General features: G+C 66.6%; 10 protein-coding genes. 6 read left to right on the top strand and 4 right to left on the bottom strand.

Translation table 11 applies throughout. From position 1 onward, the window contains the following. Positions 1–6: 6 nt before the first annotated feature. Positions 7–882, bottom strand: coding sequence for an isoaspartyl peptidase/L-asparaginase family protein (locus ACW18B_RS02320; RefSeq protein ID WP_492049237.1), 876 nt, complete (start codon positions 880–882; stop codon positions 7–9). 69 nt (positions 883–951) lie between these two features. On the opposite strand from ACW18B_RS02320, the gene ACW18B_RS02315 reads away from it, so the two are divergent. The 4 genes from ACW18B_RS02315 to ACW18B_RS02300 all read left to right on the top strand — a co-directional run bounded on the left by ACW18B_RS02315 (position 952) and on the right by ACW18B_RS02300 (position 4,816). Next, positions 952–1,950, top strand: a complete 999-nt coding sequence (locus ACW18B_RS02315; protein ID WP_492049236.1) for an NADPH:quinone oxidoreductase family protein — start codon at positions 952–954, stop codon at positions 1,948–1,950. 119 nt (positions 1,951–2,069) lie between these two features. Continuing rightward, positions 2,070–2,909, top strand: coding sequence for a WecB/TagA/CpsF family glycosyltransferase (locus ACW18B_RS02310; RefSeq protein WP_492049235.1), 840 nt, complete (start codon positions 2,070–2,072; stop codon positions 2,907–2,909). Positions 2,910–3,017: 108 nt separating this feature from the next. Further along, positions 3,018–3,905, top strand: a complete 888-nt coding sequence (locus ACW18B_RS02305; protein WP_492049234.1) for an SDR family NAD(P)-dependent oxidoreductase — start codon at positions 3,018–3,020, stop codon at positions 3,903–3,905. Between the two features lie 5 nt (positions 3,906–3,910). Beyond that, positions 3,911–4,816 (top strand): DMT family transporter, encoded by a 906-nt coding sequence (locus ACW18B_RS02300; RefSeq protein ID WP_492051845.1) that lies wholly within the window; start codon positions 3,911–3,913, stop codon positions 4,814–4,816. Here ACW18B_RS02300 and ACW18B_RS02295 read toward each other — a convergent pair. The 3 genes from ACW18B_RS02295 to ACW18B_RS02285 form a co-directional block, all read right to left on the bottom strand. Next, positions 4,801–5,775, bottom strand: a complete 975-nt coding sequence (locus ACW18B_RS02295; RefSeq protein ID WP_492049233.1) for an NAD-dependent epimerase/dehydratase family protein — start codon at positions 5,773–5,775, stop codon at positions 4,801–4,803. The two genes, ACW18B_RS02300 and ACW18B_RS02295, sit on opposite strands and share 16 nt — an antisense overlap. Before the next feature lie 3 nt (positions 5,776–5,778). Beyond that, positions 5,779–7,086, bottom strand: a complete 1,308-nt coding sequence (locus ACW18B_RS02290; protein WP_492049232.1) for a UDP-glucose dehydrogenase family protein — start codon at positions 7,084–7,086, stop codon at positions 5,779–5,781. 186 nt (positions 7,087–7,272) lie between these two features. Then, entirely contained in the window at positions 7,273–7,929 is a 657-nt protein-coding gene (locus ACW18B_RS02285; RefSeq protein ID WP_492049231.1) for an exopolysaccharide biosynthesis polyprenyl glycosylphosphotransferase, read from the bottom strand. A gap of 329 nt (positions 7,930–8,258) precedes the next feature. Between ACW18B_RS02285 and galE the strand changes: the two genes are divergently transcribed. Both galE and ACW18B_RS02275 read left to right on the top strand, forming a co-directional pair. Further along, positions 8,259–9,242 carry a UDP-glucose 4-epimerase GalE gene (galE, locus tag ACW18B_RS02280; protein WP_492049230.1) on the top strand — a complete coding sequence of 328 codons (984 nt, stop codon included), beginning with the start codon at positions 8,259–8,261 and terminating at the stop codon, positions 9,240–9,242. 108 nt (positions 9,243–9,350) lie between these two features. Further along, positions 9,351–11,783 (top strand): putative bifunctional diguanylate cyclase/phosphodiesterase, encoded by a 2,433-nt coding sequence (locus ACW18B_RS02275; protein ID WP_492051844.1) that lies wholly within the window; start codon positions 9,351–9,353, stop codon positions 11,781–11,783. Positions 11,784–11,788 lie beyond the last annotated feature (5 nt).

Below are 11,788 nucleotides of genomic sequence, written 5' to 3'. Positions count from 1 at the left end.
CCCTGTCTAGAACGCGGCGCTGAAGATTGTTCCATCCGGCAGCAGGGCGGCGCGTTTGACGCCGTCCGAGGCGAAGGGCATGGCGATGTTGCCGTCCTTGTCGACCGCGATCAGCCCGCCGTCGCCGCCCAGGGCCGCGACCCCGGCGATGGCCGCCTTCGCCGCGCTCTCCAGGCTCTCGCCGCCGAACGTCATGCGGTGAGCGATCTGCACCGCCACGGCCGTGCGGATGAAATACTCGCCCTGTCCGGTGCACGACACCGCCGCCGTGTCATCGGCCCAGGCTCCCGCGCCGATGATGGGCGAATCGCCGACCCGTCCCGGCATCTTGCCAAACACGCCGGCGGTCGAGGTCGCCGCGGCGAGGCGACCCCCGGCGTCGCGGACCACGCAGCCCACGGTGCCGGTGGGAAGCTCGGGCGGATGATTGCTCTCGAACGCCCCGGCCCGGGTAAACCAGCTTTCGGGATCGGCGATGGCCTTCAGGCCCTGGGCGCGGGCAAAGGCCATGGCGCCCTCGCCGGCCAGCATGACATGGGGCGTCTTTTCCATCACCGCCCGGGCGGCCAGGATCGGGCTCTCGAAACCCTGCAGGGCGGCGACCGATCCGGCCCGGCCCGTGGCCCCGTCCATCAGGCAGGCGTCCAGCTCATAGGCGCCCGCCGCATTGGGCGAGGCGCCCTTGCCGGCGATGTAGAGTCCCGAGGCTTCCAGGGCGACGACGGTTTCCACGGCCACGTCCAGGGCCCCGGCTCCGGCGGCCAGCCGGTCACGCGCCGCCTCGACCAGGCCGCGCATATGGGCGATCTCCACGCCGTAGTCATGGCCGGGCGCCGAACCGGCGCCGCCGTGCAAGGCGAGACTAAAACGCTTGTTTGACATTCTGCTTCCTTGGCCGCGCAAGCCGCGCTAGCGTCCGGCCTCTTAACGAAAAACGACGGGAGAAGACAGATGAAGGCGGTTCTCAGCACGGTGGTCGGCGGCCCCGAAACCCTGGAATTGTCGGAACTGCCCGATCCCGTGGCCGGTCCCGGTCAGGTGCTGATCGATGTGAAGGCCTGCGGGGTCAACTATCCCGACGTGCTGATCATTGAGGACAAGTATCAGTTCAAGCCCACCCGGCCCTTCGCGCCGGGCGGCGAGGTCTCTGGCCTGATCGCCGCGGTCGGCGAGGGCGTCACCCGCTTCAAGGTCGGCGACCGCGTTCTGGCCTCCACCGGCTGGGGCGGCATGGCCGAGAAGCTGGCCCTGGAAGAGGGGCGGTGCACGGCCATTCCCGACGCCATGCCCTTTGACGAGGCGGCGGCCTTCATCCTGACCTATGGCACCTCCTACTACGCCCTCAAGGATCGCGGCCATCTGAAGGCCGGCGAGACCTTGCTGGTGCTGGGCGCGGCCGGCGGCGTCGGCCTGGCGGCGGTGGAGCTGGGCAAGGCGGCCGGGGCGCGGGTGATCGCGGCGGCCTCCAGCCAGGAAAAGGTCGATCTGGCCATCGCTCACGGCGCCGACGCCGGCGTCGTCTATCCGCGCGGTCCGTTCGACAAGAACGGCCAGAAGGCGCTGGCCAATCTGATCAAGGAGGCCTGCGGCCCCAATGGCTGGGACGTGGCCTATGACGCGGTCGGCGGCGACTATTCCGAGGCCACCATCCGCGCGGCGGGCTGGGGCGGCCGGTTCCTGGTGATCGGCTTCCCGTCGGGCATTCCCAAGATCCCGCTGAACCTGACCCTGCTGAAGTCCTGCGACATCGTCGGGGTGTTCTGGGGCGCGGCGGTGGCCCGCGATCCCAAGGGCCACGCCCAGAACGTCAAGGACCTGATGGCGCTGTATGCCGAGGGCAAGATCAAGCCGCACGTGTCCGAGCGCTTCCCCCTCGATCGGGCCGGAGAGGCCATCGCTCACCTGGCCAGCCGCAAGGCGATGGGCAAGGTCGTGGTCACCAACGCCTGATCCTGCAACCCTGACGGGACAAGGAAAACCGTCAGGGTTAACCCTCGCTAAGGACAAGTTTTAGGAGGATGCTTACGTCGACTTTGTAAGGCTGGCGCGGTTCTCACGGAAGCTGCGGTATGTCTGACGTCGTCCACTATGCTCCCCTGCCGCAGGCTCGTCCTTTCCGTCGCACGCGACGGGCGGACGAACGGGTCTGCTTGCTGGGTGAGTCGATGGACCTGGTTCGGCACGAGGAAGTTTTCCATTTCGTGGCGGCGCGTTTGAACCGGGGCGTGTCCTCGATCATCGCCAACCACAATCTGCACAGCCTGTATCTGGCCCGAAACGACGAGGCCGTGCGCGCCTTCTTCAGCGCCGCCGATCTGGTCGAGGTGGACTCGACGCCGCTGTTGGCCTGGGCCCGGGTGATCGGCCGCAACAGCCGGCAGTTCCACCGCTGCACCTATCTGGACTGGCGCGACTTCTTCTGGGAGCGGGCCCGTCAGGAGAACTGGCGGGTGTTCTTCGTCGGCGGCGAGCCCGGCGTGGCCCAGACAGCCCGCGACAAGATCCTGGCCGACTGGCCCGGCGTCCAGCTTGAAACCCATCACGGCTATTTTGACGCCAGCCCCGGCTCGGCGGAAAACGCCGCCGTGGTCGAGGCCATCAACGCCTACAAGCCCCATATCCTGCTGGTCGGCATGGGCATGCCGCGCCAGGAGATCTGGGTGCTGGAAAACCACGAGGCGATCACCGCGCCTTGCGCCCATTTCACCGTCGGCGGCGCCTTCGACTATGAGGCCGGCGTTCAGAAGCCCGCCCCCCGCTGGATGGGCAAGATGGGCGTTGAGTGGCTGTTTCGCCTGATGGCGGATCCGCCGCGTCTGTTCTCGCGCTATTGCGTCGAGCCCTGGTCGCTGGTCGGCCCGGCCCTCGGTGATCTGAAACAGGCCTTCTTGACCCGCTCTGCCGACTAGATCGACGGCGCAGGGGCTTTCCTGGCTAGCCAACCCCTCTATCCTCCGCGAGTATGATCGCCGATCACCGATCCGTCAGAGGTCGGGCGACATGGGGAGGGATTGAGAATGGCTGGACGTCTGAACGGCAAGGTCGCCGTCATCACCGGGGCCTGTTCGGGCATTGGCCTGGGCGCCGTCGAACTGTTCGTCGCCGAGGGCGCCCGCGTCATCGCCGCCGACTTGCAGGCCGACAAGGGCGCGATGCTGGAAAAGCGCTTCCCCGACACGGTCCGCTTCGCCCGGTGTGACGTCACCGTCGAGTCCGACATCGCCGCCGCCGTCACTATGGCCAAGGACGCCTTTGGCGGGCTCGATATCCTGTTCAATAACGCAGGCCACGGCGGCACGCCGCTGGGTGTCGCCGACATGACCGCCGAGGGCTGGGACCACACCTTCGCCCTGCTGGTGCGCGGGCCGATGCTGGGCATGAAATACGCCGCGCCGCTGATGCTGGCCCGAGGCGGCGGCTCGATCATCAACACCGCCTCGATCGCCGGGCTGCAGGCCGGCTTTGGCCCCCTGGCCTATTCGACCGCCAAGTGCGCGGTGATCCATATGAGCCGCTGCGCCGCCGCCGAGCTGTCGCCGGACAAGATCCGGGTCAACGCCATCTGCCCGGGCCTGATCGCCACCTCGATCTTCGGCGCTTCGATGGGCCTGCCGCGCGAGGTCGCCGATCAGATGGCCGCCCAGATCGCCGAGGTCGGACCCAGGATCCAGCCGATCCCCAAGGCGGGCCTGCCCGAGGACATCGCCCGCGCCGCCCTCTATCTGGCGAGCGACGATTCCGAGTTTGTCACCGGAACCCACATCGTGGTCGACGGCGGCATCACCGTCGGCGGGCGCAGCGCCTGGGACAGGACCGCGCCTTCGCCCATCTTGTCGGCCATGGGCATCACGCCCGAACAGGCCGAGCAGATGCGGGTGGCGATGGCGAACGGCGGGGCGGGGTGACTGCGATCACTCTCACGCCCAATCTGCGCGGCGCGCTGTGGATGCTGGCCTCGGCGGTCGGCTTCACGGCGATGACGACGCTGATCAAGTTTCTGGGGCCGGGCTATCCCGCCGCCCTGCAGACCTTTTACCGGCAGCTGGCGGGGGTGATCATCCTGCTGCCGCTGATGGCGCGGGACTGGCGGGGGACCTTCTACACCACGCGGCCGGGCATCCTGATCTTCCGGTCCAGCGCCGGGGTTCTGGCCCTGATCCTCAGCTTCTACGCCTATCAGGAACTGCCGCTGGCCGACGCCAACGCCCTGTCCTTCACCCGGACCCTGTGGCTGGTGCCGTTCGCCGGCCTGATCCTGCGCGAACCGATCGGGCCCCTGCGGATCGGCGCGGCGGTGGTGGGTTTTCTGGGCGTGCTGATCATGCTGCGGCCCGGGGGCGATGGGGCAAGCGGTTGGCTGGGCTGGCCTCAGGCGGCGGCCCTCGCGGCGGCCTTGCTATTTGCCCTGACCATCACCGGCATGAAGGTGATGACCCGCGATCACAGCCCTTTCACCCTGCTGGTCTATGCGGCGGTGCTGGGCCTGGCGTTCTCGATTCCGCCGGCCCTGTTCGTCTGGCGCTGGCCCAGCCTGCCCGACCTGGGTTTGCTGGCGGCGATGGGGGTGATCGGCACCCTGACCCAAGGGGCCTATATCAAGGGCATGCAGTTGGGCGAGGCGGCGGTCATGGCGCCGATCGACTATACGCGGCTGGTCTTCGCGGTGCTGGCCGGCCTGCTGCTGTTCCACGAGATTCCCAAGCCGGCGACCCTGATCGGCGCTGCGATTGTTGTGGCCTCAACCCTGTTCATCTCGCTGCGGGAACACCAGCTGTCGAAGCGCGCGACGGCCCTGACGGTTCAGACGCCGGAATAGACCCGCCACCAGTCGGCGAAGCGCTGCAGCCCTTCGGTGAGCTTGACCTTGGGCTTGTACCCCGTCAGCGCCTGAAGCTTGTCGATATTGGCGAAGGTGGCGGTGACGTCGCCCGGCTGCATGGGCCGCATGACCTTCTGAGCCTCGACGCCGAGCGCGGTTTCCAGGGTCGAGATCATCTCCATCAAGCCGACCGGATCGTTGTCGCCGATGTTGTAAACTTCGTGGACGCCCTGGGCCGGCGGGTGATCCAGCACCCCAACGATGCCATCGACGATGTCGTTGATATAGGTGAAATCGCGGGCCATCTTGCCCTCGCCATAGACCTCGATCGCCTCGCCCGAGAGGATCTTCTGGGTGAAGCTGTAATAGGCCATGTCGGGCCGGCCCCAGGGTCCATAGACCGTGAAGAACCGCAGACCCGACTGCGGGAAGCCGTACAGCGCCGCATAGCTCTGGCTGATCAGCTCGCACGAGCGCTTGGTGGCCGCATAGAGCGACACCGGCTTGTCGGCGGGATCGCTCTCCCTGAAGCCCGAACCGTCTATCGGCCGATCGCCATAGACGCTGCTGGACGAGGCATAGACCAGGTGCTCGACGCCGCTGTGGCGACAGGCTTCCAGCACGGCCAGGTGGCCGGCCAGGTTCGAGCGCTCATAGGCGAAGGGATTGTCGATCGAGTAGCGGACGCCGGCCTGGGCGGCCAGGTGTACGATCCGCTTGGCGCCGGAGGACTTGACCAGCTTCAGCAGGGCCTCGTGCTCGGCGATGTCCAGCCGGACCATCGTGAAGTTGGGCCGGCCTTCCAGCCGCGCGGCCCGCGCCGCCTTCAGAGCCGGGTCGTAATAGGTGTTGAAATTGTCGATCCCGATCACCGTCTCGCCGCGATCGAGCAGACGCTCGGCGACGTGCAGGCCGATGAAACCGGCTGCGCCCGTGACGATGACGGGAGGCGCCATGGCTCAGCCCCGGCCGATCGAGGCATAGGTGAAGCCGGCCCGCACCATCTCTGCGGGCTTGTAGACATTGCGCAGGTCCACAACCACCGGGGCGGCCATGGTCGCCTTCAGGCGGTCAAGGTCCAGGGCCCGGAACTGGTCCCACTCGGTCAGGATCACCAGGGCGTCGACGCCTTCGGCGGCTTCATAGGGACCAGCCCTGAAGTCGACGCCGGGCAGCATGTGGGCGGCTTCCTTGGCCCCTTCCGGATCGAAGGCCTGGACCTTGGCGCCCATGGCCTGAAGGGCCGGCAGAATGTCGAGGCTGGGGGCGTCGCGCATGTCGTCGGTGTTGGGCTTGAAGGTCACGCCCAGCACGCCGATCGTCTTGCCGGTCAGATCGGTCGTGCCGATGGCGTCGGCGACCTTGGTCGCCATGGCCTTCTTGCGGGCGTCGTTCACGGCGACCGTGGTCTCGATCAGCTTGACCGGCGCGCCGTACTGCTGGGCGGTGCGGACCAGGGCGATGGTGTCCTTCGGGAAGCACGATCCGCCATAGCCGGGACCGGCGTTGAGGAACTTGCCGCCGATCCGCTTGTCCAGGCCGATGCCCTTGGCGACCTGCTGCACGTCGGCCCCGACCTTTTCGCAGAGGTCAGCCATCTCGTTGATGAAGGTGATCTTCATCGCCAGGAAGGCGTTGGCGGCATATTTGATCAGCTCGCTGGTCTTGCGACCGGTGAAGACGATCGGGGTCTCGTTGAGGCTCAAGGGGCGATAGAGCTCGCGCATCACCGCCTGGGCGCGCTCGTCCTCGGTGCCGACGACCACGCGGTCGGGACGCTTGAAGTCCTCGATCGCCGCGCCTTCGCGCAGGAACTCAGGGTTGGAGACCACGGCGAACTGGGCGTCGGGCCGCACGCGCTGGATGATCGCCTCGACCTCGTCGCCGGTGCCGACCGGCACGGTCGACTTGGTGACGATGACGGTGAAGCCGTCGATCAGGCCGGCGATCTCTTCGGCGGCGGCGTAGACATAGGACAGGTCCGCATGGCCGTCGCCGCGGCGGGTCGGGGTGCCGACAGCGATGAACACCGCGTCGGCCTCCTTGATCGCCTGAGCGCCTTCCAGGGTGAAGAACAGCCGGCCTTCGCGGACGTTGCGGGCCACCAGGTCATCGAGACCCGGCTCGAAGATCGGGATCTCGCCCTGCTCCAGACGCTGGATCTTGCTCGGATCCTTGTCGATGCACGTCACCACGTGACCGAAATCGGCGAAACACGCCCCCGACACCAAGCCGACATAGCCGGTGCCAATCATCGCTACGCGCATCGAGCCCTCACACAGCGCTCCCGCCTAACCAAGGCGGGACAAAAGAGACGGCGAGCAGATCGCCCAAGGATCAGGCGAATGCAATGCGCAAATCGTCATTGGGTCTGAAAGCGTCAATCTTCCCCAGTCCCTTTGGCGCCAGGGGCCTTGTCGGCGGTTCAGGGCGCGCGCTTGCCTGATCGCGGACTAGTAGGCGTTTTCGGCCATCAGCAGATGGGGGATCGTCAGAAGCATGATCTTGACGTCGAGCCAGAAGGACCAGGTGCGGATATAGGCGACGTCGGCCTCGACGCGTTCGGCCATGGCCTCGACCTCGCTCGTGCCGCCGCGCAGACCCTTGATCTGCGCCAGGCCCGTCAGGCCGGGACGGGCCTGAAAGCGCCGCCCGTAGCCGGCGACGACCACACCATAGTGGGCATCATGGGCCTGGGCGTGCGGGCGTGGCCCGACCAGCGACATGTCGCCCTTCAGGACGTTCAGCAACTGCGGCAACTCATCGACGCTGGTCTTGCGAATGAAGCGCCCGATGGGGGTGATGCGATCATCCTCGCGCAAGGCCTGAACGACCACCGCGCCATCTTCCTGACAGCGCATTGATCGGAACTTGTAGATCGTGAAGACGTCGCCATTCAGCCCGCCCCGGGCTTGCCGGAACAGAACCGGGCCTGGCGAGGTCAACCGGATCAGCAGGGCGACGAGCAGCAACAGGGGGCCGAAAAACAGGAGCATGGCCGAGGCTACGACGATATCGAAGGCGCGCTTGTAGGGATCCTGCGCCACGCGCGGCGTGATGTCCGCCACAGGCGACTGCTCCGCCTGAGGGCGAGAGATAACGCTGACCATTTCCCCACCGTACTTTCGTCTGCGAGAAGGCTCACCAGCCTTTGTCGACGCTTCACCTGCAAGGTTTGGTCCACAATCCTCGTCTCGGGATGTGCCAAATCTCACACTCCGAGGCGGCATGGCGGATATGATCTCCATGGTCAACAGCCCTGCGCCGCCTCTTTGGACGGTTGGCGATGGGACGTCAGGGCCATCAAGGCCATGGCGTGGATCGAACTGACACACTTTTGATTTTCAAGCCGGTCCAGGAGGCTGGCGCGATCACAATGACTTCCGTGTGATCGCTGAACCCGTTAGCAGCGTCTTGAACAGGTTTCGGAAGGGTCTCGATGCGAACTGTCCTGGTGGCCGGCGGCGCGGGCTATGTCGGCGCCCATACCTGCCTTGCCCTGGCGGCGGCGGGCTTCATGCCGGTGGTGTTCGATGACCTGTCCAATGGGCACGCCGAGCATGTTCAATGGGGCCCGCTGGAAATCGGCGACATCCGCGACCGCGCCCGGCTGGACGCGGTGTTTGCGACCCACAACCCCGTCGCCGTGCTGCACTTCGCCGCCCGCATCGAGGTCGGGGAATCGGTCAAGGATCCGGGCGCGTTCTTCGACAACAATGTCGGCGGGACGATCACCCTGATCGAGGCCGCCCGCAGCGCCGGCGTCCAGGCGATGGTGTTTTCCTCGACCTGCGCCACCTTCGGCGATCCCGTGCGCCTGCCCATGGATGAGACCCATCCGCAGCAGCCGCTCAATCCCTACGGCCGCAGCAAGCTGATGGTGGAGCAAGCCCTGGCCGACTACGGACGCTATGTCGGCTTCCGCAGCGCGGTGCTGCGCTATTTCAACGCCGCCGGCGCCGATCCCGAGGGCCGGATCGGCGAGTGGCACGAGCCCGAGACCCACGCCATTCCGCTGGCGATCCAGGTGGCCCTGGGACAGCGGTCGCACTTCACGATCTTCGGGGATGACTATGACACCCGCGACGGCACGGCGGTGCGCGACTATGTCCACGTTCTCGACTTGGCCGACGCCCACGTCGCGGCGCTGAGGGCGCTGCTCGAAGGCGCGCCGAGCACCAGCTACAACCTCGGCACCGGCCATGGCACGACGGTGAAGGAACTGATCGCCGGTGTCGAGCGCGCTACGGGCAAACCGCTACCCGTGCAGATGGCGGTTCGCCGTCCCGGCGACGCGCCCATCTTGGTGGGCGACAACGCCAAGGCTCGGGCCGAGCTGGGCTGGAGCCCGTCGCGGGATCTGGACGCCATCCTGGGCAGCGCCTGGCTTTGGCATCGGGCGCAGGCTGAGGCGGCCCGCTGAGGTGTCGGAAGGGAAAATCCTTGCGCGGGTTCGCCTGCACGCCGACCAATTGTCGCTCGCCTGAAGCGTTAAACGGTTTATTTGTAACTCTGGCGGTACCTTTGAAGGATTGTGACCTGGGGGCCGCGTGTGTTGAAGGTTCTGACCTGTCTGACGACCGAGCATGACTATCGGTTGGTCGCGGTGGCCGTGGTCGTTTGTCTCGCTGCTTGCTTCACCGCATTCAGACTTTATTCGCGAATGCGCGGCGCCAAGGGGCTGGTTCGCGCGGCCTGGCTCTTGCTCACGGGCCTGGTCAGCGGTTCTGGCGTCTGGGCGGCTCATTTCATCGCCATGGTCGCCTATGACCCTGGCCTGAAGACCGGCTACAGCCCGACAGGAACCTTGCTGTCCCTGATGATCGCGGTGTTGTTCATGGGTGCGGGTTTCGCCGTGTCCTCCGCCGAGCGCAGCCGAACCAATGATGTGGCCGGTGGTCTGATCCTCGGTCTTGGCGCGGCCTCCATGCACTATACCGGCATGACCGCCTTCGTGACGCAGGGCCAGGTCATTTGGGAACACGCCACGGTGGGCGCTTCGGTCCTGTTCGGCGTGGCCGGCGCGACGGCGGCGCTGATGGTCGCGGGACGGGCACGGAGCGTCAGCCATCAGATCCTGGGCGGCGGCGTGCTGAGCCTGGGTGTCTGCGCCCTGCATTTCATCGGCATGGGCGCCATCACCATCGCGCCGGATCCGACCATCATCGTGCCCGAGCAACTGCTTTCGGGCGGAGCCCTCACCCTGTCGGTGACCACGATCACCAGCCTGATCATCCTGGGCGGGCTCGGGGCTGTGGCGATCGAGTCGCAGACCTCGCGTTCAGCCCTCGACCGTATCCGCCGTATGGCCAATGCGGCCTATGAAGGCATCGTCGTGGTTCAGGACGGCCTCATCAACGACGCCAACGCCGCTTTCTGCGATCTGGTCGGCGCCGCGCTTGAGGACCTGACGGGCAAGCCCCTGTTCGGCGCCATCCTGACCTTCAATGATGACGAGGCCTCGTGGGAGGGTGTGCGTCGTGAAGGTCTTCTGCAACCGGTCGAGGGCGCCCGCGAGATTCCCGTCGAGGTGTTTTCGCGCCTGATGGACGATGGCGCCCGCACCGAAACCTCGGGCCTCACGGTGCTGGCGGTCCGGGATCTTCGCGAGCGGCGGTCGGCGGAGGAGAAGATCCGTTATCTGGCCGAGAACGATGGTTTGACGGGTCTGCCCAACCGCAATTCGCTACAATCTCGCCTGGCCGGAGCCCTGGAGCGCGTCGAAGCCTCGGGTGAGAGCCTCGCGATCATCTGTATTGATCTGGACCACTTCAAGGACGCCAACGACCAGCACGGCCATCTGGCGGGCGACGCCCTGCTCGTCGCGACCGCGCGGCGTCTGCAGGATTCGATCACAGCGCCCTCGTTCGCGGCGCGTCTGAGCGGCGACGAGTTCATCGTCGTGCAGGTGGCGGGCGGCGATCAGCCCACCGCCGCGGCCGAATTGTCCGGCCGCCTGCTGGAGACCCTGATCACGCCGGTGATGTTCGAAGGTCAGGACCTGACCTTGGGCGCTAGTCTCGGCGTCAGCCTCTATCCGGACGACGGCCGCACGGCGGAAGCCCTGATGGCCAATGCCGACATGGCGCTCTCTCGCGCCAAGGAGGGCGGCCGCGGCGTCTATCGCTTCTTCAAGCGTGAGATGGACGAATCGATCCGCGAGCGCCGCGCCCTGGCCCGTGACCTGAAACAGGGCATTATCGATGAGGAACTGGTGGTCTTTTACCAGCCCCTGGCGCGTGCGTCCGACGGCGAGGTCTGTGGTTTCGAGGCGCTGGTGCGCTGGCGACACCCGACGCGCGGCATGATCCCGCCGCTCGACTTTATTCCGGTTGCCGAAGAGAGCGGCCTGATCGCGCCGCTGGGCGAATGGGTCCTGCGTCGCGCCTGCGCCGACGCCGCCTCCTGGGAAAAGCCGCTGCGGATCGCCGTGAACCTGTCGCCGCTGCAGCTCAACAATCCCGCCCTGCCGACCCTGGTGCACGAGGTGCTGATCGCGACGGGCCTGTCGCCGCACCGGCTGGAGCTGGAGATCACCGAGAGCGCCCTGTTCAAGGACTATCAGCGGGCGCTGGACAATCTGCGCCGGTTGAAGGCCCTGGGCGTGCGCATCGCCATGGACGATTTCGGCACGGGCTTCTCGTCCTTGTCGACCCTGCAGTCGTTTCCGTTCGACAAGATCAAGATCGACAAGAGCTTTGTCGAGAACATCCATCGCCACGACCGCGCCACCGTGATCGTTCGCGCCGTGCTGGGCCTGGGTCGGAGCCTCGAGATCCCGGTTGTCGCCGAAGGGGTGGAAACCCAGGAGCAGATCAACTTCCTGCGCGCGGAAGATTGCGCCGAGTTGCAAGGCTACGCCATTGGCCGACCCGCGCCGCTCGAGACCCTTGGCGTCTGGACCATGGCCGCGCCGCCAGCCCCGCCAACTCGCGCCAAACGCGCGAGACGTTCGGCGGCCTGAACCGG

It is taken from the genome of Caulobacter sp. FV2ps19 (assembly GCF_058681035.1).
This window is presented reverse-complemented; position numbering and strand designations above follow the sequence as displayed.

Coding starts and splice junctions, on each gene's coding strand:
- ACW18B_RS02320 (WP_492049237.1), bottom strand. CDS start 882: ATGTCAAACAAGCGTTTTAGTCTCGCCTTGCACGGCGGCGCCGGTTCG.
- ACW18B_RS02315 (WP_492049236.1), top strand. CDS start 952: ATGAAGGCGGTTCTCAGCACGGTGGTCGGCGGCCCCGAAACCCTGGAA.
- ACW18B_RS02310 (WP_492049235.1), top strand. CDS start 2,070: ATGTCTGACGTCGTCCACTATGCTCCCCTGCCGCAGGCTCGTCCTTTC.
- ACW18B_RS02305 (WP_492049234.1), top strand. CDS start 3,018: ATGGCTGGACGTCTGAACGGCAAGGTCGCCGTCATCACCGGGGCCTGT.
- ACW18B_RS02295 (WP_492049233.1), bottom strand. CDS start 5,775: ATGGCGCCTCCCGTCATCGTCACGGGCGCAGCCGGTTTCATCGGCCTG.
- ACW18B_RS02290 (WP_492049232.1), bottom strand. CDS start 7,086: ATGCGCGTAGCGATGATTGGCACCGGCTATGTCGGCTTGGTGTCGGGG.
- ACW18B_RS02285 (WP_492049231.1), bottom strand. CDS start 7,929: ATGGTCAGCGTTATCTCTCGCCCTCAGGCGGAGCAGTCGCCTGTGGCG.
- galE (WP_492049230.1), top strand. CDS start 8,259: ATGCGAACTGTCCTGGTGGCCGGCGGCGCGGGCTATGTCGGCGCCCAT.